This is a genomic window from Nocardia sp. Root136, assembly GCF_001427185.1.
Lineage (GTDB): Bacteria > Actinomycetota > Actinomycetes > Mycobacteriales > Mycobacteriaceae > Nocardia > Nocardia salmonicida.
The window spans coordinates 81,814-106,982 of sequence record NZ_LMFE01000012.1 but is presented as its reverse complement, the minus strand read 5'-3'; the positions used below and the strand labels follow the sequence as shown (position 1 = coordinate 106,982).

Annotated in this window: 24 protein-coding genes; 7 read left to right on the top strand and 17 right to left on the bottom strand. The window is 67.2% G+C overall.

What is annotated here, in order from left to right; translation table 11 throughout:
- Positions 1-15 precede the first annotated feature (15 nt).
- Positions 16-189 carry a CsbD family protein gene (locus ASD42_RS30115; RefSeq protein WP_056823050.1) on the bottom strand — a complete coding sequence of 58 codons (174 nt, stop codon included), beginning with the start codon at positions 187-189 and terminating at the stop codon, positions 16-18.
- A gap of 123 nt (positions 190-312) precedes the next feature.
- Between ASD42_RS30115 and ASD42_RS30110 the strand changes: the two genes are divergently transcribed.
- Entirely contained in the window at positions 313-999 is a 687-nt protein-coding gene (locus ASD42_RS30110) for a PAS and ANTAR domain-containing protein (protein WP_056823047.1), read from the top strand.
- Positions 1,000-1,020: 21 nt separating this feature from the next.
- On the opposite strand, the gene ASD42_RS30105 is transcribed toward ASD42_RS30110, so the two are convergent.
- A complete protein-coding gene (locus ASD42_RS30105) occupies positions 1,021-1,290 on the bottom strand; it encodes a hypothetical protein (protein ID WP_156677638.1) in 270 nt (89 codons plus the stop codon).
- A 275-nt stretch (positions 1,291-1,565) separates the two neighbouring features.
- Positions 1,566-3,713 (bottom strand): catalase, encoded by a 2,148-nt coding sequence (locus tag ASD42_RS30100; protein ID WP_056823042.1) that lies wholly within the window; start codon positions 3,711-3,713, stop codon positions 1,566-1,568.
- 195 nt (positions 3,714-3,908) lie between these two features.
- Here ASD42_RS30100 and ASD42_RS30095 point away from each other — a divergent pair, with 195 nt between their 5' ends.
- The 4 genes from ASD42_RS30095 to ASD42_RS34665 all read left to right on the top strand — a co-directional run bounded on the left by ASD42_RS30095 (position 3,909) and on the right by ASD42_RS34665 (position 6,344).
- Entirely contained in the window at positions 3,909-4,346 is a 438-nt protein-coding gene (locus tag ASD42_RS30095) for an ATP-binding protein (protein WP_056823038.1), read from the top strand.
- Positions 4,347-4,443: 97 nt separating this feature from the next.
- A complete protein-coding gene (locus ASD42_RS30090) occupies positions 4,444-5,280 on the top strand; it encodes an RNA polymerase sigma factor SigF (protein WP_056823036.1) in 837 nt (278 codons plus the stop codon).
- Between the two features lie 139 nt (positions 5,281-5,419).
- Entirely contained in the window at positions 5,420-5,839 is a 420-nt protein-coding gene (locus tag ASD42_RS34670; protein WP_131816744.1) for an STAS domain-containing protein, read from the top strand.
- Between the two features lie 76 nt (positions 5,840-5,915).
- On the top strand, positions 5,916-6,344 hold the full coding sequence (locus ASD42_RS34665; protein WP_156677637.1) for an ATP-binding protein: 429 nt from the start codon (positions 5,916-5,918) through the stop codon (positions 6,342-6,344).
- Here the strand turns inward: ASD42_RS34665 and ASD42_RS34660 are convergent.
- From ASD42_RS34660 to ASD42_RS30040, 8 genes are all read right to left on the bottom strand, one after another.
- Positions 6,319-7,314 (bottom strand): iron-containing redox enzyme family protein, encoded by a 996-nt coding sequence (locus ASD42_RS34660; RefSeq protein ID WP_056823030.1) that lies wholly within the window; start codon positions 7,312-7,314, stop codon positions 6,319-6,321. The two genes, ASD42_RS34665 and ASD42_RS34660, sit on opposite strands and share 26 nt — an antisense overlap.
- Positions 7,314-7,493: a CDGSH iron-sulfur domain-containing protein gene (locus tag ASD42_RS30070; protein WP_235569885.1), complete on the bottom strand. Its 180-nt coding sequence runs from the start codon at positions 7,491-7,493 to the stop codon at positions 7,314-7,316. Before ASD42_RS30070 ends, ASD42_RS34660 begins: the two co-directional genes overlap by 1 nt.
- A gap of 13 nt (positions 7,494-7,506) precedes the next feature.
- Positions 7,507-8,202 carry a HemK2/MTQ2 family protein methyltransferase gene (locus ASD42_RS30065; RefSeq protein WP_268793559.1) on the bottom strand — a complete coding sequence of 232 codons (696 nt, stop codon included), beginning with the start codon at positions 8,200-8,202 and terminating at the stop codon, positions 7,507-7,509.
- A complete protein-coding gene (locus tag ASD42_RS30060) occupies positions 8,183-8,473 on the bottom strand; it encodes a hypothetical protein (RefSeq protein WP_056823027.1) in 291 nt (96 codons plus the stop codon). The genes ASD42_RS30065 and ASD42_RS30060 overlap by 20 nt, the downstream gene beginning before the upstream one ends.
- A gap of 103 nt (positions 8,474-8,576) precedes the next feature.
- On the bottom strand, positions 8,577-9,536 hold the full coding sequence (locus ASD42_RS30055) for an Acg family FMN-binding oxidoreductase (RefSeq protein ID WP_056823026.1): 960 nt from the start codon (positions 9,534-9,536) through the stop codon (positions 8,577-8,579).
- A 76-nt stretch (positions 9,537-9,612) separates the two neighbouring features.
- A complete protein-coding gene (locus tag ASD42_RS30050) occupies positions 9,613-9,801 on the bottom strand; it encodes a hypothetical protein (protein WP_056823023.1) in 189 nt (62 codons plus the stop codon).
- 247 nt (positions 9,802-10,048) lie between these two features.
- Complete coding sequence (locus tag ASD42_RS30045) at positions 10,049-15,511, bottom strand: ATP-binding protein (RefSeq protein ID WP_056823021.1); 5,463 nt, start codon at positions 15,509-15,511, stop codon at positions 10,049-10,051.
- A gap of 358 nt (positions 15,512-15,869) precedes the next feature.
- On the bottom strand, positions 15,870-16,685 hold the full coding sequence (locus ASD42_RS30040) for a hypothetical protein (protein WP_056823018.1): 816 nt from the start codon (positions 16,683-16,685) through the stop codon (positions 15,870-15,872).
- Positions 16,686-16,981: 296 nt separating this feature from the next.
- Between ASD42_RS30040 and ASD42_RS30035 the strand changes: the two genes are divergently transcribed.
- Together ASD42_RS30035 and ASD42_RS30030 are read left to right on the top strand one after the other, a co-directional pair.
- Positions 16,982-18,727: a GMC oxidoreductase gene (locus ASD42_RS30035; protein ID WP_056823015.1), complete on the top strand. Its 1,746-nt coding sequence runs from the start codon at positions 16,982-16,984 to the stop codon at positions 18,725-18,727.
- A gap of 139 nt (positions 18,728-18,866) precedes the next feature.
- Positions 18,867-20,420: an acyl-CoA carboxylase subunit beta gene (locus ASD42_RS30030; RefSeq protein ID WP_056823013.1), complete on the top strand. Its 1,554-nt coding sequence runs from the start codon at positions 18,867-18,869 to the stop codon at positions 20,418-20,420.
- Between the two features lies 1 nt (position 20,421).
- On the opposite strand, the gene ASD42_RS30025 is transcribed toward ASD42_RS30030, so the two are convergent.
- From ASD42_RS30025 to ASD42_RS30005, 6 genes are all read right to left on the bottom strand, one after another.
- Positions 20,422-21,693 (bottom strand): PucR family transcriptional regulator, encoded by a 1,272-nt coding sequence (locus tag ASD42_RS30025; RefSeq protein WP_056823011.1) that lies wholly within the window; start codon positions 21,691-21,693, stop codon positions 20,422-20,424.
- A gap of 243 nt (positions 21,694-21,936) precedes the next feature.
- Entirely contained in the window at positions 21,937-22,104 is a 168-nt protein-coding gene (locus ASD42_RS35015) for a hypothetical protein (protein ID WP_165610405.1), read from the bottom strand.
- A gap of 183 nt (positions 22,105-22,287) precedes the next feature.
- Positions 22,288-22,953 (bottom strand): GNAT family N-acetyltransferase, encoded by a 666-nt coding sequence (locus ASD42_RS30020; RefSeq protein ID WP_056823009.1) that lies wholly within the window; start codon positions 22,951-22,953, stop codon positions 22,288-22,290.
- 50 nt (positions 22,954-23,003) lie between these two features.
- The gene (locus ASD42_RS30015; RefSeq protein WP_056823007.1) at positions 23,004-23,666 is read right to left on the bottom strand and encodes a hypothetical protein; all 663 of its coding nucleotides are present in this window, start codon (positions 23,664-23,666) and stop codon (positions 23,004-23,006) included.
- Between the two features lie 112 nt (positions 23,667-23,778).
- Complete coding sequence (locus ASD42_RS30010) at positions 23,779-24,609, bottom strand: alpha/beta fold hydrolase (protein ID WP_156677636.1); 831 nt, start codon at positions 24,607-24,609, stop codon at positions 23,779-23,781.
- Positions 24,610-24,655: 46 nt separating this feature from the next.
- Complete coding sequence (locus ASD42_RS30005; protein ID WP_056823001.1) at positions 24,656-25,168, bottom strand: DUF1772 domain-containing protein; 513 nt, start codon at positions 25,166-25,168, stop codon at positions 24,656-24,658.
- Position 25,169 lies beyond the last annotated feature (1 nt).

The window sequence follows — 25,169 nt, the reverse complement described above, 5'->3', positions numbered from 1 at the left end:
GCGGCGTTTAGGAGGTCAGTCGCGGAAAGCGTCCTTGACCTTCTCGCCTGCGTCCTTGAGGTTCGACTTCGCCTGCTCGCCGCGGCCCTCGTTCTCGAGTTCGCGGTCGTCGGTAGCGCGACCGGTAGCTTCCTTGGCCTTGCCTGCCAGCTCGTCGGCCTTGTTCTTCGCCTTGTCAGCGATACCCATGGTATTCCTTTCAGGCTGTTTCTCGGCCACCTGGTGGCCGTGGGCCGTCCTGGGGACCCATCAACGGCCTACCCTGGTCTGCCAGGTGCAAACAGGCGCGCCACCCAGGTGAATAATCAGGGCATGACCGAACAGGACAACGAAGCCATGGCAGAGCGCGCTCTGGTCGAGCGCGTGATCGGAGTGGGCGACTCGTTGTCGGTCGGCCGTTTCCGGTTTCGATCCGCCGCCCGGCAATGGGAATGGTCCGACGAGGTCGCGCGGATGCACGGGTACCCGCCCGGCACCGTGCCGACGACCGAGATGCTCGTCTCGCACAAACATCCCGACGATCGGGATCGGGTCGCGGCGATGATCACCACGGTCGAGGACGGCGACGTGTTTTCCAGCCATCACCGCATCATCGATACGCAGGAGCGGGTGCGCGATGTGCTGGTCGTGTCCGCGCCGCTCACCGACGTGGACGGGACGGTGATCGGCATCGAGGGCTACTACATCGACCTGTCCGATACCGCGGCCGAATACCGGCGCGAGGCGCTCGACAGCGCCCTGCCGGAGCTGCTGGAGGCGCGCGTGGTGATCGAGCAGGCCAAAGGCGCGTTGATGCTCGCCTACGGTGTCAATGCCGAGCAGGCGTTCCGGGTGCTTCGGTGGCGTTCGCAGGAGACCAACGTGAAGCTGCGCGCGATCGCCGAACACGTGGTGGCCGAGTTGCCGACCGTGGCCAGCGACGAGGTGCGGCTGCGAACCCGGCTCGACCACGTGCTGCTGACCGCGCACGAAGGCGCTCAGGTCGACACCCTCAGCTAGGGTCCGACGGCCACCAGGTCATCAAAAGACCGGCGGCGGCACCGGGTCGGGGCCGGGCGGGGCTGGCGGGGGTACCGGCTCACCGGGACCGGGCGGAGTCGGCGGGGCAGGCACCGGATCGGGACCGGGCGGTACCGGCGGAGCGGGTACCGGAGCCGGGCCGGGCGGGACGGGCGGCGCCGGCACGGGGTCGCCGGGACCCGGCGGGAACGGGTCGGGCGCGGGGCCCGGCGGCGCGGGATCCGGGGGTGCGGGCACCGGGCTCGGCTCGGTGAGCTCGATCGCGAACATCATCGCCTCCTGTTCATCAGTGAACGCGGGCGCGCGAATCGAGCGCCCGCGAAGGCCGCGACGCAGGTCGAGCGCGCACACCGCGATGACGTCGTTGGCATCGTGATGGAACGCTCGACCTGCCCCGAGGTAACTCCGGTGTCGACACCGTCGAACGAACGCGTGGCTCGTCCGGTTCTTCGGCGCCCGTTCTACATTCGGCCGATTGCCACAGGGAGGGAGTGCCCGCGTGCCCGCACTCGAAACGAGGAGGGCGCCCGAAACGTCGGCACGGTTCAGGACTCGCCTTCGATCCGCGCCCACGCGCGATGCTCACCCAGGTCGGTGACCAGTCCGCTCGCGGCCGCCCCGGAATCGGCGACGGTGATTCCCGGTGCGTCGGAGTCGATGTCGTTGCGCTGCAGCACCGAGACCGCGGTACCGACCGCCGCGATCGCCTTGCCGTGCCGCCACATCTCCTCGACCAGCAGGTTCACCCTCGGGTCCTCCGGGGCAGCCAGCAACAGCGCACCGTCGAATTCGACCGACCGCATCGTGGCGAAGGTCCGTGCCACAGGTACGCCGTCGATCACTCCGCCGCGTGCCGCCACGACCATCGGCCGGACCTTGGCCTCTTCCAAGGCGGTCGAGACCTCCCGCACCGCGTCGGCCGACGTGGCCTCGTCGACCAGTACGGCCACCGTCCGCCCGTCCACCGGGAAACTGCCGTGCCGCTGCGACAACGCGGGACTCGGCGCGAGCTCCACGTGTTCGCTGTTCGGGGACGGCTTGTCGAGCCCGAGTTGCCCGGCTACATAGTCGGCCAGCCCGTCGTCGACATTGACCAGCATCTGCAGACCACGCTTCTGGATCGTCTCGGACAGGCACTTGCCGAGTTCGAACGAGAACGCGTCGGCCAGATTCCGCTGTTCGCCCGCGGTCAGGCTGCGATAGAACATCCGCGGCTGCGAGTAGTGGTCGGCGAACGAGACCGAGCCCGCACTGTTGGCGGAGGTCCGCAATTTCGCGGTCGGCGGCGGGATGGGCGTCGGGGATTCGACATAGGCGTCGTCGGCGAAACTCGCCGCGTAGGGGCAACCACCGCCCAGCGAATTGGGTTTGTAGGCAGCGACTCCGGCGTGCACGGCGCCCTGGTGCATACCGTCACGGGAGAGGTCGTTGACATCGGCGTGCGGTGTGTTGATCGGCAGCTGGGTGAAGTTCGGTCCGCCGAGGCGACTGATCTGAGTGTCGAGATAGGAGAACAACCTGCCCTGCAGCAGCGGATCGTCGGTGACCTCGATACCAGGGACCAAGTGGGTCGGACAGAAGGCGACCTGCTCGGTTTCGGCGAAGAAGTTCTCCGGATTCGCCGTGAGCCGCAGGGTGCCGATCGTTTGCACCGGCGCGAGTTCCTCGGGGACGAGCTTGGTCGGGTCGAGCAGATCGATGCCCTCGAAGAGGTGCTCGGGCGTATCGGGGAACACCTGCACGCCGAAATCCCACTCCGGTGCCATGCCCGCCGCGATCGTGTCGGCCAGATCCCGACGATGGAAATCGGGGTCGAACCCGGCCGTCAGCTGGCATTCCTCCCACAGCATCGAGTGCACGCCCAGTCGCGGCTTCCAGTGGAATTTCACCAAACTCGTCGTGCCGTCCTCAGCGACCAGCCGGTAGGTGTGGATGCCGAATCCCTCCATCATCCGCAACGAGCGCGGCAGCGCCCGATCGGACATGTTCCAGAAGGTATGCGCGGTCGCCTCGGTGTGCAGGGTGACGAAGTCCCAGAAGGTGTCGTGGGCGGATTGCGCTTGCGGGATCTCGCGGTCCGGCTCCGGTTTCCCGGCGTGGATCACATCGGGGAATTTGATCGCTTCCTGGATGAAGAACACCGGGATGTTGTTGCCGACCAGATCGTAGACCCCTTCGCCGGTGTAGAACTTCACCGCGAAGCCACGGGTGTCACGCACCGTGTCGGCCGACCCGCGTGAGCCGAGCACCGTGGAGAACCGGACGAAGACCGGTGTGCGCGCGTCGGCGGCCAGGAACTTCGCCCGCGTCAGCGACGCCGCGGCGCCGTTGGCCACGAAAACCCCGTGGGCGGCGGTGCCGCGGGCGTGCACCACCCGCTCGGGGATGCGCTCGTGATCGAAATGGGTGATCTTCTCCCGCAGATGGAAGTCCTGCAGCAACGTCGGTCCCCGCGGTCCCGCCTTGAGCGCGTGATCGGTGTCGGCCACGCCCGCGCCCTGCGGGGTGGTGAGCCGAGGGCCCTGCTGGGCGCGCACGGTCGCCTCGCCGGGAATCGGGGCGCCGGTGGGGCCGCGCAATGCGGGTCCCTCCTGGTCGGGGGCCGGTCCCGCCTGCTCGCACGGTGTCCCCGGATCCTCGTCCGGTGGGGTGGGSGGGTGGGTGAATTCGGACGGAACATCGTGGTCGGTCATGTTATTTCGTCGTCCCTTCGTCACACTCGCGGAATTCGAGAATCGGGCTGCCGCCGTCCAGGATGGACTACCGCGTTCTGCGCGCGGCAAACAGCGATTCGGCCTCGGCGGAGGACGATCCGAAACGGGCCAGAGGCGTGACCTGATGGTTACGGGGTAACCTCCGACCAAACGGTCGGTGATGAGGGAGGTGGCGTGCGAGCTCGAGATCGCGACACCGCTCCCCGCTCGAGAACCGTCGGATTCCAGGTGCCCGCCGAGCTGGACCAGCTGAGCATGGTGCACGCACTCGCCGAGACCGTCCTGCTCGTGGGTGGTTTCGCGCTCGACGAGGTCACCGATCTGCTCCTGGCACTGGACGAGGTCGCCACCGCGTTGATGATGGTCGCGATGCCGGACTCCCAGCTCGACTGCTCGTTCACCGGTGGCGACGGTGCCCTGGGCGCCCGGGTGAGCGCACTGGCACGAGAGCCCGACGCCCTCGACGAACAATCTTTCGGCTGGCACGTCGTCGCGACGCTCACCGACGCGCTGCGCACCGATTACGCCGGCTTCGACCCGGCCCGCGGCGGCTACCCGACCACCGTCGAATTCGGCTGGATCCGACGATTGCACGGACCTACCGAGTCGTGACCATCGGGCGCTAGCCTCATAGGTAGGGCATGGCCCCGGGTCCCGGTGGGTACCCCATGAACACATCTGCAACCGCCTGGAAGTGAGGCAAGTAGCGATGACATGGGATTCAACTGCAGCAGCCGATCGTCCGACCGCCCGACGATCACATTCGCACGGTGACAGCTACGACAACATCGAACCGTGGTTCGAGAAGCTGCGGGCACTGCCCGACGGCGATGAACACCACGACGCGCTACGCGGGCAGGTCATCGAACTGTGTCTGCCGCTCGCCGATCACATCGCGCGCAAGTTCAACGGCCGTGGCGAGCAGTTCGACGACCTCGAGCAGACTGCCCGGGTAGGGCTGGTGCTGGCCGTCGATCGCTACGACGTCACCCGCGGCTCCTCCTTCCTGTCCTTCGCGATCCCGACGATCATGGGCGAGGTACGCAGGCACTTCCGTGATCGCACGTGGGCGGTCCGCGTGCCGCGTCGGCTCAAGGAGATCCAGCTCAGGATCGGACCCGCCACCGAGGAACTGTCGCAGCGACTCGGCAGGCTGCCCAATGCGCGCGAACTCGCCGACGAACTCGACGTCGACCTGGTCGAGGTCACCCGCACGCTGGTCGCGGGCAACGGCTATCAGACCAACTCGATCGACGGTGTCACCCACGACGGTCGCGACAATTCCTCGCAGCCGATCACCGACACCCTCGGCTCGGAGGAGCCGTGCTATCAGCTCACCGAGGACGCGATGGCGGTGCGCCCGCTGATCGCCGCGCTCCCCGCCGAGGAGCGGCGGGTGCTGATCATGCGGTTCTACGAGGCCAAGACACAGGGCCAGATCGCCGAGGAGCTCGGCGTCTCCCAGATGCAGGTCTCCCGGATCCTGTCGCGGACCTTGGCGTTGCTGCGGGAGCAGGCACTCGCCGAGCCGACGCCAACGCGGTGACAGCAACGGCGGCACGTGCCAGAATTGTTGCAGGTTGAGACCTCCAGCCGACCCTGGTTCTCGTGTGCCGCTCCCCGCAAGTCGGCCTGTTCCGCCTCGGCGGGCGCGAGCCGGACATTCCTGTCGCACAGGAGGTTCTATGTCTGTCGTCATGGATCGTCGGCATCCGAGCCGACTGCGTTGGTATCGCGGGTGCTCCGCGGCTGCCGCGGCGGAGTTGGCGCTGCGCGATCCGGGACGACCCGGCTGCTGGGTACTACACGGCGGTATCGAACTCGACGCGGCGCGGATGCCCCGCTTCTGTGCGTTGCTCGACCGCTCGGTGCGTTCCGGCGCGCGCGTGGTCGTCCTCGATCTGCGCGATACCGAGTTCCTCAGCCTGCGGGTGGCCGCGCTGCTCGGCGTCGCCAAAGCCGACGCGTGGGCACGGGGGGTCGATATCCGACTGCTCACCGGAAGCCGTGAGGTGGAGCGGGCACTCGGCCTGGTCGGCGTGCGCCCGCTGTTTCGGTACTACCTGTCCATCGACGAGGCGTCGGGACCGGAATCCGGCTACTGAGGAGCTGTTTCACCCCACCGATTCCTGGGTATGCGCACCGTGAAGCCACTCCAGCGCAGTTCGGGAGGAGGACATCGTGGATTCGAGCGACAGGATCATCGCCGATTCGATACATGCGACATCGATCCAAATTCAGATCGACGCCGATCTCAGCCAGGTTGTCATGCTCCGGGCCGTCGCCGAAACCGTCGCCCTGATCGCGGGTTTCACCGTCGACGAGGTGGCGGACACGCGAGTAGCGCTCGACGAGGCCGCCACGTGCCTGATTCTCGGCGCGGTGCCCGATTCCCAACTCAACTGCGACGTCGTCGCCGACGGGTTCCGGATCCGGATCGAGGTAAGTGCCGTGTGCGGGGACACCGACCCGATCGACACGGTGGGGTTCGGCTGGCATGTGATGCACTCGATCACCGACCACCTCACCGCCGATCACGACGCCTACGACCGGGCACAGGGCGGTTATCCGGTCGCCATCACCTTCACGCAGGTTCGGCGGGTGCACTGAGCGGCTCGCGCAGGGAACCGCGGTCCTCGTTCCAGCACTTCAGGACGTGATCGGCGAAGCGGTCTTCGAGCAGGTTCGTCGCCTGGATGCCGAAGACGATCGAGGCAGCCGAGCCTGGTTCCGCGGCCAGCAGCCCGGCGATCACATCGCGCCGCATCACCTGCTCGTGCACGGCATCGGCCTCGACGTGCTCGGCGTAGAAGTGCGCGCAGGCGGGATGCGGGAGCAGCGTGCGGGCCAGCCCCGCGAGGCGCCGCGAGGCGGGCGACGACGTGATCTCGGCGGTGGCGAAATGCCCGATCAGTGCGCCGCGCAGCCCCCGATGCAGGCCGAACAGCGACATCATGTCCACCAGTGCGAGCATCGGCGCGGGCACCGTGTCGAGGTAGTGCAGGTAGCCCGGCTCGAGTCCCGCGCCCGAGAGCAGGTCAGCGAACAGTTGCGCGTGGACGCGTTCGCCACGCCCGCCGCCGAATTCGTCGAATTCCACCGCCACCAGCGACGCTTTCACCTGTCCGCGCAGCCGCGGGATCACCCAGGCATACGGGTCGGCCTCGATGTGGTGGTAGATCGAGCGGTGGACGAAGTACTCGCGCAATCGGTCGGCGGTCCCCCGCTCGGCGAGGAATCCGGCGATGCCGTCGGTGTCGCTGGTCGGTTCGAGCAGGCGGTCGAGTTCCCCCTCGACGTCGTCGCCACCGGGGACATCGGCATGCAGCGCCGTGAGCAGGGTGTTCTCCAGGTCACGGCGCACACGCAGGAGGTCGGGGTCCCATTCCCAGTTCTCGTCGACACCGGCGAATCCCTGATAATGCAGTTCGTAGCAGGTGTGCAGGGTCAGCAGAAAATCTTCGCCGTAGGGGTCGAGTCCGGCAGCCTCAGGAACCGCCGAACCTGGTGTGCGCGTGAGCAATTCGACCACCGCGGCGGACAGCTCGCCGCGCGGGAGCGGGAGGGATCGGCCGGGCATCACTGCCCGCTCCTCGGATGACGTCGGCGCCGATGGCTGGTATCGCACAGCGGGTAGGTGCTCGACCGACGGCACAGACACAGCGCCACCACGAAACGGTCGCAGTGCAGCACGGCGCCGTCGGCGGTGACCAGGTCGACAGGTCCGTCGATGAGCGCGGGCCCATCGTCGGTGAGCACGACTCGCCGCGGTTCAAGCGGGGTCGGAGACAACAGGGGACGAGGTTCGGTCGACACGGATCACCACCAGTTCTTCATCGCGCTGGCCATGAGTGATGAAGCCCTTCGCGGCCAGCCATCCGGCACGCGAGCGCATGACCGGTCCGAACGGCACCGTTCCCGTCGCCACGACCTCCGCGTTGGCACCCAGCTCGCGGAGCTGGTCCAAGCTGCGCCCTGGATCGCTGATCGCCGAATGCACGATCAACCCGACGCCGCGCGCGGTGAGCAGGTCCGGCAGCATCGCGCACAGCCGGTCGAGCACGCTCCTGCCGTCCGGGCCCGCGTCCCACGCCAGAGCCGCACCGCGACCGCCCGCCCGTGCGACGGGAACATAGGGCGGGTTCGCGACCACCACGTCGAAGCGCGGCAGCCGCAGCGCGGAGGCGAAATCGCCGTGCAGCAGCTCCACCGCCACCCCACGCAACCGGCAGTTCATCCACGTCGACATCAGCGCCGACCGGGACAGGTCGACCGCGGTCAGACTGCCCGCACCCGCCGCCGCGGCCGCCACCGTCAACGCGCCGGTACCAGCACACACGTCGAGCACCCGGCCGCCGCGCAGCGACGGCACCTCGCTCAGGGCACGGGCCAGCATCCAGGTGTCGGCCTGCGGGCGGTAGACACGCGGCGCGCGGATGACCACCACGTCAGTGACCCCGCGGTTCACCCAGGGCGAGACCCTCTTGCGCCTTCACCCGCCGATGTTCGGCGACCACGAGCCCGATTCCGAGCAACAGACACACCGCACAGGCCACGCCCGCGATCACGGCCCAACCCGCGAAGCCGTACCCGGCGGCGGTGAGTGTGAGACCGAGCAGCACCAATCCGATCGCGGCAAGAATCAATCCGGGCCAGTTCCTCGCGTCCCTGATCGACTCCCCCGCGTGTGAGCGAGTGGTCCGAGCGTCATCGGGGAACTGCTTCTCCGTCTGGTTCATGCGCATGCTCCTTTCGAGGACGAGACCGCCCTGTCGTGGACATGCCCGCAAACGGGCAAAGCAATCAGCCGGCACCCCGGACCGTGACCGGTCGATCCGATGTTCAGTTCGTCTCGATGACCTCGGCGACCGGGCGGCGCGGGGTGGATTCCAGCGGGGCCGCGGCGTGTGGCATGACGCCGACCCGGATCATGACGTGGGGATAGGCACATTCCTGCAGGACTGTGGTGCGGATCTGTTCACGCAGATCGAGCATTCCCAGCGGTTCGGATTGCAGGCTGGTAGCGAGGCCGAGGTAGGTGGCCTGGAGCAATATCGCGCTCGTCGCCTGACCTGCGCCCAGCTGGGAGAGGCGGTTGTCACGCGGGGTGCACACGACCAGCCAATGGGCGGAGTCGGGTTCGTCGGTGTACTCCGACAGCTCGGCTTCGGCGAAGACCCGCACCGGCAGTTCGTCCGATGCCCTGGCGGCGGGCGCGTTGCGGGCAGGCACGCCGGTGGTCTCATCATGGCAGCCGCTCCACTGCTCGAGTTCGGCGAGATAGTTCGTGTCCGTCGCGTGCCGGGCGGCGGCTCGGCGCATGGGGGCGGCCAGCTGCGAGAGCATGCGGTCGGGGACATGCCTGGCCGCGGCCCCGAACCGGGAGGCACATCGCGAGACCGCACGCAGGTCGTGTGCTGCCACCGGCAGGCCGGGGTAGCGGCGCCGATCGGATTGCCGCAGGTGGATGGCGGCGGCGAGCCGGATGTCATGATCCGACGGCGGGCGCGGTGTGAACTTCATCGTGGCGAGATGGTCGGGACGATCAGGATCGGGCATCCGGTCGGTTTCGGCCTGCCATCCCAGCATGGCGAACGCCACTTCGAGATGATGCAACGCGGCGCCGCAACTCACCACGAGAGCGCGCGCGAGTGGGTCGGTCGCGGTGACCTGTCGCCCGAAGTCGGCGAACAGATCGACCCGACCCCGCTGGATTCGCCACCGCCAGGGTTGGGTGTTGTGCACCGAGGGAGCACGCACCGCCAATTCCAGCGCGTCTCGGCATGTTGTGATGCTCGGCATGTCTCGCCAGTCTTCCTTCCTGTGCAGGTAGGCGTTCTGAGGGCGGACCCGACCATAGGTTGCGAACCTGTGAAAATCACACAGCCGGATAGACCTCGGTGGGGACGCTGGTGGCCGCCGCCCAGTGCAGCAGGCAATCACGGGTGTCGAAGTGCCGCACGTCGCCCGCACCGAGGTCGACGGTGATCCACCGGTTGTTGACGTCGTGATCGATGCGCTGCCAGCTGTCGCAACCATCCCGGTCGCAGTGTCGAGCCAAGGCCATCAGAAACGCTCCTAGTCGTGATGCGAAGAGACCAGGGTAGCTGGGCGTTCACTGTGGTCCGGACCACCTCGCCACTACGGCTCTCGACCGATTCCTGACAGCGGTCACCACGATGCGGCCGAGCTCACGAGATTCGGCTGTTCCGACGACCGTGGCGACGTGGCCGCTCAGTTCCGATCGTCGGTATCGCGCCTGTACGGCGCAGGCTGACCGGGCTCGGTCGAATTCCGAGCCCGGTCGGCCGCTACTACGCGGGCAGTCGAGCCTCGATAGCGGTGATGATCCGCGGTCGCAGATCCGCGACGCTGACGATGGCGTCCACCGAGCCGACCTCGACCGCGCGCTGGATGTTGTGGACGCGGTCGAACTCCGCGGCCACATCGCCCAGCTTCTCCGCGCGCACCGAGGACCGCGTCTCGTCGAGTTCTGCGCTCAGCTCCGCGCGATCGGTGCCGACGGCATTCGCGACCCGGGATTCCAGCTCCCGCACGCGCGGATCGGCCGCGGTCCTTGCCTTCACCTCACCGGCGAACACCACCGCCGCTGCCGGGGCACCGCCGAGCACCGAGGCGAACGAACCTTCCAGCGCGAGCACCGTCATGTTCGGGTTCAGTGCCTTCGAGAACACCACGAACGCGCCGCCGTGGTAGCGCGAGATCACGCAGAACACGATGGGGCCTTCGAAATTCACGATGGCGCGGCCGATTTCGGCGCCGTACTCGAGTTGCAGCTTGCGCATCGATTCGGGCGAGCCGTCGAAGCCGGACAGGTTGGCCAGCACCACCAGCGGGCGGTTGCCGCTGGCGGCGTTGATGGCCCGTGCGGCCTTCTTCGACGAGCGCGGGAACAGCGTGCCCGCGGTGTACGTGTCGGGCCCGTCGGTGGACGGGAAGCCGCGCCGGGCCACATTGCGTGACTCGATGCCCAACAGGCACACCGGGATTCCGCCGAGGTGCGCGTCGTGCACCACCGCGGTCTCGGCGTCGGCCATCCCGGCCCAGCGTTCCAGGACCGGGTGGTCCTGGTCGGCCAGCGCCCGCATCACCGTGCGAATGTCGAAGGGCTTCTTGCGATCCGGGTTGGCGGTGGCGGAGAAGATCTCGCCGACGGTGGCGAAGGTGCTGTCCGCCAACACATGCGGGAAGCCCGAGATATCGCGGTCGACGGGATCGCCGGTCGCCGCACGGCGCGGTGCCAGCTCACCGGGGGCGACGTAGGTGTGGTCGTAGTGCGCCATCAGGACATCGCGGGCGGCGGACAGGTTCGGCGCCCAGTACTGCGCCTGCCCGTTCGGGCCCATCACGCGGTCGTAGCCGCCGATGCCGAAGTTGTCCTCGGCCGAGACACCGCCGGAGAAGTCGAGCGACTGCTTGCCGGTCAGCACCATGGCCGAGTCGGGGGTCATGACCAGCACACCCTTGGTGTGCATGAGCATGGTGGCCTCGGCGTTCCAGTACGGCTGCGCGCCGACGTTGATGCCCGCGACCACGATATTGATCTCGCGACCGTCCTGGGTGAATTCGACGATCCGCTTGAGCGCGGCCGCGACCCAGTCCATGTTCTCGGTACCCGAGGCCATCGAGATGCGCGCGCCCGAGGACAGCGCGTACCACTCGAGCGGAACCTGGAGGCTCTCGGCTAGATCCAGCGCGGCGATCACGCGACGGCATTCCGGTTCCGACAGTGCCCCGAGGGATTTGGTCGGGTCACCGAGCAGCAGCACGCGGGTGACACCCTGCGGATGCTGCACGGTCGGCGTGGTCACCACACCGGCGACGATCGCCGCGGTGTTGTGGCCCTTCGGCCGATCGACCGGCACCAGCGCATGGTCGGCATCGAGATCGTACTCGGCGAAATCGCCGAGCAGCGAGGTCAATTCGTACGGGTACACGGTGTTGCGAGCCGCGGCGCGCAGGACCTTCTGCCGGTATTCGTCCAGCGGCTCGACCGGTTCGTCGGTCCGTTCGCCGACCGTCACCTCGGATTCGCCGTTGGGGCGGAACGAGATGCGCACACCGACCTTGGTCAGCTCGCCGGTCTCGGGATCGCGCTGGCGGGCGATGAGCAGGATCTCCTCGAGCCCGGCGCCCGCGGCCGTCGGCAGCACGTGGCCGCCGATGGTCTCGAGCTCCGCGCGGGTGACATCCATGTGCGGCCAGATGTACATCACGATGCGGTTGGTGTTGAGCCGCTTGGCCGAGGGGAACCGCGACTGGGCCCGACGGATCGAGTCGACGCAGGTGGCGATGGCGCTCTCGGCGGTGGGCAGGGCCACCAATCGGCCGTCGTGATCGCGCAACGCCGCGAGGTCACGGACCTGGGCGAAGGCGATGAGGCGCTCGTCGGAGGGATTCTCCTTGGCCACGCCGCGGAACAGATAGACCTCTTCGTCCGAAGACGGCAACCGGGTGAGGTCGAACTTGCGCAGCCGCTCCAGCTGCATCCGCTGCGCGATGTAGGGGTGCAGCCCGCGAATCAGCCGCTCCTCGGCCATTCCGGTCACCGACGGACGGAAGGTGAAGTGGTGGTGCATGACCGAGCCGCCGCTGCCGGCGACGGTGGCGGTGATCCGGTGCACCTGGTTGGGCACCGGGTGCGCGCCGAGCACCTCTTGCAGGGCCGCGGCCATCGCGTCGAAGTCCTCGGGCTGCGATTCCCAGCTGAGGTAGATGTCGGCGTCGATGGAGACAGTGCCGGTTGCCAATTCGGCGAGCCCGTCCAGTGCCGAGTCGAGCTTGTCGAAACTCACGGCGGTCGAGACCAACGTCGAACCGTAGCGTTCGGCGACGACGAAGGTGGTGTCGCCGACCTGTTCGGTCCGGACGCCGGTGAGACCCTTGTTGCCGTAGTAGCGCCGCGTCAGCACCTCGAGCATCGAGGTGTGGTCGGGCTTGTCGCGCTCGAGCCGCTGGCCGAGCAACCGCACCAGCGGTTCGGTGCTGCGCACCATCTCGGCGATCCTGGCGTCGCGATCGTCGGCCTGCGGGTTCGCGTCCAGGTAGCTCAGGTGCTTACGGACATTGGTGTACACGCGAGCACGGTTGCGGCGCAGCAGTGGCTGGCCGTACCAGGCGTAGACCAGACCGCGGGCGAGATCGGCGATCACCGGGAAACGCACCTGCGTCGCCGCGACGAGACGCTCGAGCGCCAGGCCGACGGGTTCGCGCAGCACCTGGTCGGGCATCGGCTCTGTCAGCCATTCGCGCAGCAGCGCGGCGACGACGGTGACGGTGTCGGTGGGACGCTGCTGAGCGAGGAAGATCCGGAAGACCGCCGCTTCGAGGTCGGGCGTCCGGTCCAGCTCGGTGATCCCGTAGTGGCGCAGCGCCGTACCGAGTTTGGCCTGGTACGACTCCGGAAGTCCGGCCCGTTCGACGTCGAGGCTCTGCAGGTAGGTGTGGAAGTACTCGCGGGCGCTGTGCACGTGCCCGTGGCCGTGATCGTCGTCGGCCGACCGATTGTGGCTCAGTTCGGCGAGGTCGGCGAACATCTGCACCAGTTCGAGCTCTTCGGCGAGCGGGCGCAGGCTGTCGGCGACGGCTTCGCGACGGGCCGTGAGGTAGTCGTCGAGGACGCGACGGTCGTCGTGCGGGTCCACGTCGAAGCCGAGCAGCAGGCTGCTCAGGTCCTGCAGGCCGCGGGCTACGCGCTCGTGTGCGCGCAAGGGTGTTGCCGCGCTGGGCAAGTCGAGTTCGACGGTGCCGGTGGTCTCGGCTTCGGCGGCTTCGTCGTCGTCGGCGAGCGGCTCGAGCCGCAGCAGCGGCGCGCCCGCCTCGACCTGGGTGCCGACGGAGACCGCGCATTCCTTCAACCGGGCCCGGAACGGTGCGCGCAGCACCGTTTCCATCTTCATGCTCTCCAGCACGAGCACGGGCGCTCCGGCCTCGACCTCGGCGCCGACCTCGAGCGGGGTGCCGACGACCAGCGCGGGAGCGGGCGAGCGGACGACACCGCCTTCGTCGCGGCTGATCCGGTGGGTCACGCCGTCGACATCCACCACGTGGGTGGGCCCGTGGGTGCCGGTGATCAGGCGGTAACGGGTGCCGTTGACGACGATCTGGCCGGTGTGGTGATCGAAACGCTCGAGATCGACATCGGCGGTGCGCAAGTCGCCACCGGCCTCGATGCCGACGCGGAAGCGGTGCGCACCGATCCGGGCCACGCGCACGCGATATCCCGCGCCACGCAGTTTCAGATCCAGGGGTCGACCACTCTCGTGCTGCACCTGCGGACGCCCGCCGGACGCGGTCGACAGCAGTCGATGCCGCTCGACCCGCTCGTCTTCCTCGTAGGCGTCGATCGCGGCCACGGCCAGCGCGACAGTGGAGTGGCGGTGGGTCACCAGGCGACCTTCGCCGCGCACCCGGTCGATCCAGCCGGTGTCGGCGCTGGCGTCGATGACCTCGGGCTGATCGAGCAGGTCGAGCACGAAGCTCTTGTTCGTCGCGCCGCCCGCGATGACGACGCGGGTCTGGGCCATGGCCCGGCGCAGTCGGCCGAGGGCTTCGTCGCGGTCGCGGCCGTAGGCGATGATCTTGGCGATCATCGAGTCGAAGTCGGCGGGGATCGTGTCGCCCTGGCTGACGCCGGTGTCGACGCGAATGCCCGGGCCCGCAGGAAGATCGAGTCGCACGATGCGACCGGGAGCGGGTGCGAAGTCGCGGTCGGGGTCTTCGGCATTGAGGCGGGCTTCGATGGCGTGGCCTCGCTCGACCGGCGGCTCACCCTCGAGCTTGATGCCCGAGGCCACCCGCAACTGCGCGTGCACCAGGTCGAAACCGGTGGTGAGCTCGGTGATCGGGTGCTCGACCTGCAGGCGGGTATTGACCTCGAGGAACGCGAACAGCTTGTCGCCGGGGTGGTACAGGAATTCGACGGTCGCCGCGCCGCAGTACCCGACCGCGATCGCCAGGCGCTCGGCCGAGGCCTTGAGTTCGGCGGTCTGCTCGGCACTCAGCACGGGCGAGGAGGACTCCTCGATCACCTTCTGGTTGCGCCGCTGCACCGAGCAGTCGCGCACGCCCAGCGCCCACGCGGTGCCCTGACCGTCGGCGATCACCTGGACCTCGACGTGGCGGGCGCCGGTGACCAGGCGCTCCAGGAAGACGACACCGCTGCCGAAGGCGCGGGCGGCTTCCTGCTTGGTGCGCTCGTAGGCGTCGACGAGCTCGGCCTCGTTGGTGATCACGCGGATACCGCGACCGCCGCCACCGGCGGTGGCCTTCAGCATCAGCGGGTACCCGATCTCGGTGGCCGCTTCGATGGCGTCCTCGACGGTGTCGACCGCGCCCCGGCTCCACGGCGCGACGGGCACACCGACTTCCTCGGCGATCAGCTTGGCGCCGATCTTGTCACCGAGCTTGCGCATCGCGTCGGCACTCGGCCCGACGAAGGTGACACCGATGTGGTCGCACAGCTCCGCGAACGCGGGATCCTCGGCGACGAAGCCCCAGCCCACCCAGGCCGCGTCGGCCTTGGTGGCGACCAGCGCGTTCTCGAGTGCCTTGAGGTCCAGATACGGGCGTGCCGACGCCGGACCGAGGTCATAGGCGATATCGGCTTCCCGGACGAAGGTCGCGTTCCGGTCGACGTCGGTGTGCAGGGCTACGGTTTCGATAGGTAGCCCGGTTGCCGCCGCCAGATCACGGACGGCATGGATGAGGCGCATTGCGGCCTCGCCCCGATTCACGATGGCGATACGGCTGAACACTCGCCGACTCCTTCCATTTACCCAGGACATCGTCCTGCGGGTGAGGTTTGCAACTCCCGGTCCGTGCGCAGTCTGCACCCCCGTGTCTCATAAGGAAACACCGTGCGGGGGTTACCGGCACGTAGCCAGAAGACGGGTGGCCGCCGAGCACCATACAACTCGACGAACGCGAGCGGGCGAAGGCGCCGAGATGACGTCTGGCGGGCGTTGTGATGCCGCACAGTTGAACAATCACATTCCCCAAGCGAGTGGACGGCCAAGGTCTGCGGTCCCGGACCATCCACTCACTTCGAAATCCTATCAATCATGTTGACCTACAACATATTCGAGGTGACATCCCTCTCCCCCCACCGATCGATCAACAGCCGCCTACGGTCTGCATCGGCGCGTTCGGATCGAAGTAGCTCTCGGGCGGCGCGTTCGGTCCGTGCGGCCGGAATGTTGTCGGATCGCTGTAGGCGGGCGCGATGATCCCGCTGGGCAGCGCGCAGTTGACCGAATACTGGAAGCCGCGGAAATCGCCGTAGTAGATACCCTGCGATCCGGCGTCGTATCGTTCGTCGTCGACCCAGATGTAGTCGGCTTCCCACCGATCGACGGCGACTATGTCGAGCGGGCCGTCCAGGGAGCTCGGGTCCGGCGCGTCGAACGCGTACGCGACCAGGTAATTCGTCCGGATCACCAACTCACCCTTGTCGTTGACCAGAACCGCCATCGTGCCGCTCACCCGCGGCGTCACCGGCAACAGCTCGTATCCTCGCGCGATCCGGACCGAGAGCCGCCAGTTACCCGCTTCGTTGTTCGCCCGCTGTGTCCGCATCTCCTCGGCCTGGTGCGGCGCGAGCAGCGCCAGCACCGGCTCCGCGTCGTGGGTCTCGATCACATACCGATTCAGCCGCGACGTCGCGATGAGTCGGCGCACGGCGCCCATCGCGGTCGCCACCTGTTCGGCGGAGTAACGGCCGATGGCCACCGCGGCCGGCGGCACGATTCCGGTCTCCCCCTCGGCCCAGCTGTCCGCGGGGGTATCGACGAAGGGCCTGGCGAGATCGACCTTCGCGCTCTCGTCGACCGTGAGCGTCGTATTCGACACCGTGTCGGCGACATTCGCAGCGGGTGGACGCAGGGCGAGGAAAGCAGCGGCGAGCAGGACCACCGCGACTCCGGCCTGCACGGCGAACGTGGCCCTCCGCCTCGGCCTCGGCGGCGGGGCGGGAAGCGGCTCGGGTGGAAGTGAAGACATGAAGAACCCCCGGGAGATCAGCGAACAGCACGGCCACCACACCCGTGTCGCGAACGAACTCGTTCTAGATGATCGCACAGCGGTCACGACGCGCGACGGCAATGACGAATCCACAACGAATTCATCCACTGTCATCCGTGCCATACGCGCGCGCCCGAGATCGTGAGTTCTGCCAGTGGGCGCGTCGAATCGGTCACTTCGGCACGTGGGCTTCTACCGTCGGGTCCGTGTCAGAAGCCTCCTCCCATAGCGCCACCCCTTCCTACGACTACGACGTCCTGATCGTCGGGTCGGGGTTCGGCGGCAGTGTCACCGCCCTGCGCCTGGTGGAAAAGGGGTACACCGTCGGTGTCCTCGAGGCCGGTCGCCGGTTCGCGGACGCGGACTTCGCGGCGACCAACTGGGATCTGCGCCGATACCTGTGGGCCCCACGCTTCGGCTGCTATGGGATTCAGCGCATCCACCGCCTGCGCGACTGCTTCATCCTGGCCGGCGCCGGGGTCGGCGGCGGTTCGCTCAACTACGCCAACACCCTCTACAAACCCGGCGAATCGTTCTTCGGCGACCGGCAGTGGGCGGGCATCACCGACTGGGACGCCGAGCTCAGCCCCCATTACGACCAGGCGCGCCGCATGCTCGGCGTCGTGCGCAATCCGCACATGACACCGGCCGACACCATCATCGAGTCGGTGGCGAAGGAGATGGGAGTCGGTGACACCTTCGTGCCGACCCCGGTCGGCGTGTATTTCGGCACTCCGGGCGAGACCGTCGCCGACCCCTACTTCGGCGGTGCCGGACCCGAGCGCACCGGATGTATCGAGTGCGGCGAATGCATGACCGGCTGCCGTCACGGCGCCAAGAACACCCTGGTCAAGAACTATCTCGGGTTGGCGGAGAAAGCCGGGGCCGTGGTCTCGCCGATGACCACCGTGACCGCGATCCGGCCGCAGTCCGACGGCAGCTGGCTGGTCGACACCGAACGCACCGGACGCTGGGTGCGCAAGAACCGCGCCACGCTGTCGGCGCGACGCGTCGTGCTGGCCGCAGGCACCTGGGGCACCCAGCACCTGCTGTTCCGCATGCGAGACGCCGCGATACTCCCCGAGATCTCGCCGCGGCTGGGCGTGCTCACGCGAACCAATTCCGAAGCGATCCTCGGCGCCGGACGCACCGAGGTCGACCCGGCCGTCGACATCACCAAGGGCGTGGCGATCACGTCCTCGTTCCATCCCACGCCGAACACCCATGTCGAGCCCGTGCGCTACGGCAAGGGTTCCAATGCCATGGGATTGCTCAACACCTATCTCGTCGACGGCGACCACCGACTGCCGCGCTGGTCGCGAGTCCTGCTGATCGCCGGGCGCCACCCGGTACAGACCGTGCGACTGCTGCGCACCAATCGGTGGAGCGAGCGCACGCTGGTCCTGCTCGTGATGCAGAGCCTCGACAACTCGATCACCACCTACACCAAACGCGGGGTGTTCGGTCGCCGGTTCACCAGCAAGCAGGGGTTCGGCGAACCCAATCCGTCCTGGATCCCGCCCGGTCACGAGGCGACACGGCACGTCGCCGCGAAACTCGGCGCCACCCCCGGCAGCACGTGGCCGGATGTGTTCAACGTCCCGATGACCGCGCATTTCATCGGCGGCTGCGTCATCGGCACCGATGCGGGCAACGGCGTCATCGACCCTTACCACCGGGTCTACGGCTACCCCGGTCTCAGCGTCGTCGACGGCTCGGCGATCTCGGCCAACCTCGGTGTCAATCCGTCACTGACGATCGCGGCCCAGGCCGAACGCGCCGCCGCCCTGTGGCCCAACAAGGGCGAATCGGATCCGCGCCCGGTGATGGGCGATCCCTACGAGCGGATCGCCACGGTAGCGCCGAACGACCCCGTCGTTCCCGCCACCGCGACCGCCGCACTGCGTCTGCCGATCTGGCCGGTCACCGCGACCGTACCGAAGGACCGCTGAACGCGCTGTAGAGAATGCGATGAGATAGCTGGGCGAGACTTTGTGACCTCTCCCGCCTCCTCTGCTTCTCGCGCTGCCACACGGTGATTCGACTACCGTCGCGCACAGCACTTGAGTTGGTTGGAAGGTGGCAGTAAGCGTGGTAAGCACCAAGGCGAAGCTCGACGGGCTGGCTGAGATTCTGGCGATCGCCGCGGAACCAGCAGGTGAGGCCGCCGTAGCCAAGCGAGCGAAGAAGGGCGTTCCGAGCGTTCGCGAGCGGATGAACATGCTGCTCGACCCTGGAACATTCATCGAAATCGGAGCACTGGCCCGTCAGCCCGGACAGCCTGATGCCCTCTACGGTGACGGACTGGTGACCGGTCGTGGGTTGATCCATGGCCGGACAGTGGTCGTGATCGCTCACGATCCGACCGTGTACGGCGGGTCGGTCGGTATCACGGCGGCGCGCAAGTTCATGCAGGCGCTGAAACTCGCGTTCGACAACGGCTGCCCGGTGGTGACGATCAACGAATCCCCGGGCGCGCGGGTTCAGGATGCGGCCGGTTCGCTCGCCTCGTTCGGCGATATGACCCGGGTTCTGGAGAAGTTGTCGGGCTATGTGCCGCAGGTGTCGATCATGCTCGGCAAATGCGCGGCGGGCTCGGTCTACGGGCCGATCAATACCGACGTGCTCGTGGGCACGAAGGATACCTACATGTTCGTCACCGGGCCTGACGTGATCAAGGCCGTCAACGGTGAGGACATCAGCGCCGAGGCGCTCGGTGGCGCGGAGGTGCAGGCCAAACGCGGCACCCTGCATCACGTCGCGGACAACGAGCAGGAAGCCTTCGACTGGGCCCGCAGTTACCTCGGTTACATGCCGTCGAGCTGCCTCGAACAGCCGCCGATCGTCAATCCAGGCCTGGAACCCGACATCACCGCCTACGACCTGGAACTCGAGACGATCATCCCGGATTCCGATCGTGCGGGCTACGACATGCACGACGTCCTGTTGCGCCTGTTCGACGATGGTGAATTCCATGAGATCCGAGCGACTTTCGCCCCGAACCTGATCACCGGGTTCGCCAGGGTCGACGGCTATCCGGTCGGCGTGATCGCCAATCAGCCACTGGTCCTCGGCGGGTCCGTCGACGCCGCCTGCTCCGACAAGGGGACCTACTTCATCCGGCTGTGCAACGCCTTCAACATCCCGCTGATCTTCGTCACCGACACCCCCGGCGTGCTGCCCGGCCTCGAGCAGGAAGACGCGGGTGTGATCATCCGGGGCGGCCGGATGCCGCGGGCGATCATCGAGGCGACGGTACCGATCATCAGCCTGGTGGTGCGCAAGTCCTATGGCGGCGCCTACGGAATGATGGGGTGCCGTCAGGTCGGTGCCGACGTCAGCTTCGCCTGGCCGACCGCCCGGATCGCCGTGATCGGCGCCGAAAGTGCGGTCGACCTCGCCGCCAAACGCCAATTGGCCGCTGTCCCCGAGGAACACCGCGCCGCGGCGCGCGATTTCATGATCAACCAGTACAACGAGACCATCGCCACCCCGTGGATCGCCGCCGAGCGCGGCTACATCGACGCGGTGATCGAGCCCTCACGCACCCGCCTCGAGATCCGGCACGCACTGCGCCTGCTGCGCGACAAGCCGCAGGTCAAGCCGGAGTTCAACCCGCGCAAGCACCCGCTCTACCCCATGTGAATCAGCCTGCGCGCGAACTGGTTTCGCCCGGGCTTCGATAGAGCTCTGTTGATCCGGACCCACGATGGGCCCGGATCAACAGCGCGGCGCGCAGATGGCACACACCGGAAACGTCATTGAGGTCGAACCCGGTCATCTGGCCGATCCGTTTCAATCGGTAATCGACGGTGTTCGTGTGAATGAACATCAGGCGCGCGGTCCGCGCACGCTGCATATTCGTGGACATATACACCTCGAGCGTGCGTAATAGTTCAGGATGGGCTTCGAGGGAATCCACGATGGAGCTCAGATAATCGCGTGCGGGCCCCGGTCGGGTCAGTTGATATTCGAAGGCCAGCTCGTGCGGGCGATATACCTTGCTCGGACCACCGAACCGATGCACGATTTCGACGAGTTCATGGACTTGCTCGGCGGCGTGCGGAATTTCGGACGGCGTCGCCGGCGTCGCCACCGCACGCACCGGCACCTGCGCCGCGGCGGACAGGTGCACGATCAACTCGTCCAATTCCACCTGGGTGAATTCGTGCGCGGGCAACAGGAGCGTGCCGCCGTCCACGCTCAACAACGACAGCACCTTCCCGTCACAGCGGTCCGCCAGTTCTGCCTGCACGCGGCGCAATTTGCGTCGAGCGACGACCTTGGCATCGAGGGTGGGATCGAATTCCTCTGCGTGCGGCGGCAGTTCGATTGCCATCACGTGATAGCGATCGGCGACCTCGATGCCGCACTCCCGCGCCATCGTCGAGGTGTTCTGGCCGCCGAGCAATGCCGAGGTCAGCGTATGCACCGCCGTGTGGTGCTCGCTGTCCACCGATCGCAGTTCACGAACGTAGGCCACCGAGACCGCCGAGGTGATCATCTTCTGGGCGTCCATCAGCCGCCGAGCCACCCCGACGACGGTGTCGTAGTCGTGGTTGGTGACATTGGTAATGACCAGATCGAAGCCGAGTTTGAAGCCCTCGTGCACCGCGTCGTGGATGGTGTCGATCGGGATTCCCTCGCGCGCCCAGTCGGCGGCGGCGGCCTGCACCCGCTCCACGCGCCCCGGGATATCGCGGCCGTCGAGCATGCTCCTGGTCAGTTCCAGACAGACGCGAGTCACCGTCGTGACGTCTCCGTCGAGCGCTTCGCCCGGCAGCGTGCCACACGGTACGACATTCTCGATGAAATGCACCACCATCTGGCGGGATATCGTCCGCACATCCTTCAGAGGGTTCGATACCGGCCGCCCCGAAACTGTCAGGAACGGTTCGATGGAAGTTGCGCCAGCCATGATGAATCCTTCCCACCCAGTTCACTGGGCAAGCCCCCAAACTACCGTGAACGACAATCGGCCGTCCAAGCTTCGCTTGTGACAAAGCGTAAGAGAACGCTGGATCATTGATGCTTTCCGACAAGAAAGCCCGCAGGCCTGCGGGTCTACTCGGGTGCGGCGGTGGCGGCTTCCGAACGGAGCCGCGCACATCTTCACCCCGTGACCGGTGCCGCCACCGCCGCATGTATCCGTGTTAGCCGGTCACAGACAAAGGCTGACCTCGAGCACCGGAAGCGGAAGCGGGACACACACTTCCACCGAACCCGAGACGGGCGCCGGAGCGGCCGCCGTAGCGGTACCGGCGCCGATCGCACCGGCGGACAATACGATGGCGGCGACGGCGAGCGGACGGGAAATTCTGGAGTTCATACGGTCATCCTCATTTACAGTCTGTGAAACATCCCAGCTTCGGGACATCTCGATCAGATCACGAACCTCACGCCGATCGCTATCACCACGCACAGGTTTTGACGTTCCTATTCCCTTTCCGCGGAATCGTCATGGATTTCCACAACAATTTCCTCCACGAATTACTCGCGTTTCGTAGCGCCGTCAGGTACTGCGTGACCTTCTACCGCGAGCAGGACTCGAGATCGGTTGCGGCACTTGGCGCATGAGCCATCTGCGCGGGCCGCCGCCGGGGAGGTCGATCACCGCGGTCGTGTCGAATCCGAGGCGTTCATAGAAGGAGAGGTTGTTCGGGTTCGTTGTTTCCAGATGAACGGGGACACCGTCGGCGGCCGCTCGATACATTCCCGCCGCGATCAGGTCCTGTCCGTGTCCGCGTCCGCGCGCTTTCGCGGAGACGCCGACCGCCAACAGGTGCCAATGCTGCTCCTGCACGCCCGCCGCGTAGGTCGCCTGCGCGCCTGCGCGCGCCTGTGCGGCGTGTGAACCGTAGGTACGCAACGCTCTGAGCTGTCGACCTACCGTCGCTCGGGGCAGAATATGAAAGGTCGCCAGCCAGACCGCGACGCCGACGATCGCGCCGGTGCCGTCGAGGGCGAGGTCCACCCCATCGCTGCAATCGCGGGAATCGTCGAGCGAGGATCGAAACGACCGGGCGAGCCTGATCCTGCGGGTGGATTCCTTGGGGTGCAGCCACAGGGTCGCCGGGTCGTCCGCCAAGGCCGCGGCCAACAGTTCGGCGGCGATGCCGAAGTCCTTCCTGTTGCCGGGGCGAATCCGCCGAGTATTCCCGTGTACCGCATCTCCCACGGGCGGAATGATAATGGCGAGTCGTCCATCGGGCCGCCCGAGCAGCTCAGTCAGACCGGAACGGCTCGACCCCGCAGGTAGGCGATGACGCTGTCGGCGTCTGCGTCATCGGGTTCGGCGACGGATGCTCGGAACCGGTCCACCGCGTCATCGAGTCGCGGTCCCGGGCCGTGATCGGCGAGCAGAACGACGATCGCCTCCAGGGCGGCGGGTTGCGGATTCGGCTCCGCCAGTAGTTCATCGAGGTAGGCGTCCGGCTCGAGCAGGCGCAGTGCCCGGCGCGCGTAGGCATGCACACGCACCGGCAAGTCGGCGCGAATGGCGTCGACGTCGGCTTGTAGCGCGGGGCGCGACCGATGGGCCGGATCGACCCGCAGCGACCACAACTCGGTCAACTCCTCGCCCATTCCACGATCGTCGATCAGTGCGGGCCCGGTCGCTTGTTCGAGCGCGGTCGGTGGGAGTCCTCGCACGGTGGCGCGCCAGTTGCAGTATTCCCACCAGGCAGTCGGCGTCGCGCCGAGTTCCAGGCCGAATCCGATCGCCTGCTGACCGTCTGTCCAGGTCCGCTGGGTACGGGTGCGGCGGATCGTTGCGACACCGTCGGCGGTGATCTGCGTCCAGGCGGCTTCCGTTCCGTGAAAGCCATATGGCCGCAACAACTTTCCCGCCTCGCGTGTCAGGCGGCGTAGCGCAGAGTCCGGTCCGTCCATGTGAGCAGAATAAAGGTGCGCACCGACAAGTTCGGTTCACCGACGCTCAGCGCCCGCTGTGGCCGCATGTCGCGGCGGGCGGATCAACGCTCGACCGCGACGGCGGTTCGGACTAGGAATCCACGACGCGCGTGCCCGTCGTCGCGGCGAGCACCGCGGCGGTGAACTGCTCGGGCGACTCGACCATCACCAGGTGACCCGCACCGTCGACAACGATCGACCGCGATGGTTTCAACGTGCTGTTCAGCGTGGCGCCGGCTCGCGCGCTCAGCACTCGATTACGATTGCCCCAGATCGTGGTGACGGGCGGAAAGCCGGCGGGCGGCACGAAGCTGTCCAGTTCGCCGAGCAGCGGAATCTCGCGAGAGATCGCGGCGGTGACCATCAGCCGACGGGGTTCGGTCCAGCTCTCGCGCAGATGCGCGACGATCTCGGCCGGGGCGTTCTCCGAACCGAGTTGTTCTGCCACGAGCAGCCCGGCCACCGGGCCGGGAATGCGGACTCGCGCCAGCACCGAGTCGATGTGCAGCCGTCGGCCGAGCGCTGCCGCCCATGCCGTGCGGGTCGGTCGCAAGGTGGCCGGGGTGAGCGGGCTGCTGAGCACCAGCGACCGCACCCGGTCGGGACTGCGCCGCGCATAGAGCAGCGACAGCGCGCTACCGAAGCAGTGGCCGACCAGCGTCACATCGCGCAGCTCCCGCTCCTCGAGGAACGCGGTGACCATGGCCAGATAGTTCTCGACCGTGTACCCGTTGTCGGGGGCGTCCGAGTCGCCGTAGCCGATGAGGTCGATCGCGAAGACCCGATGGTTGTGCTTGAGCGCGTCGAATTGCGCACGCCAGATGTGACGGTCTCCGCCGAGGTTGTGCAGGAAGACGATCGGCGGCCCCGCACCGGCCTCGTCATAGGCGATCAAGGTCCCGCGAAAGTCGAAATGCCGCATCCCGGGGCTTCCTTCCAGTGGCAGCCACGTGACCACGTCGTCGTGGTCAATCCACGGTAGCGCCGACACCCTCGCTCGCACGGCGAAACTCCCGCTTCGCCTCGCCCGAACACCACACCACCAGCGCGATGATCAGCGCGAAAGCCGCCAGCGCTGTCCCGGTACGCAGGAAATGGAAGAAGTCCCATCGCTCGAGGATGACGGCGTAGTCGGCGGGCGCTCCGTCGACGGCCCAGGCATTGATCTTGTGGTTGATCGGCACGTTGCCGAGCCGGGTGATGAGGAACGACCCGACCACCAGCACCGTGGCCGCCGCGGCGAGCGCCCGATCCCTGCCGGTCTGCACCACGGCCAGGGCGAGGCAGCTCAGCGCGGCGGCGGCCATGGTGAGCTGCATGCTGATGCTGTTGTTCTGCATGAGCTCGGTGTGGAATTCCAGGCGCATCTGCAGCGGGACCCGATGAAAAGTCGGGACCAGATTCGCGGCGCCGTAGCCGAACGCACCGGCGAGAAGGCCGGTGGTGAGCAGGGCGAGCGCGCGTATCGGAGCGTGGTTCATG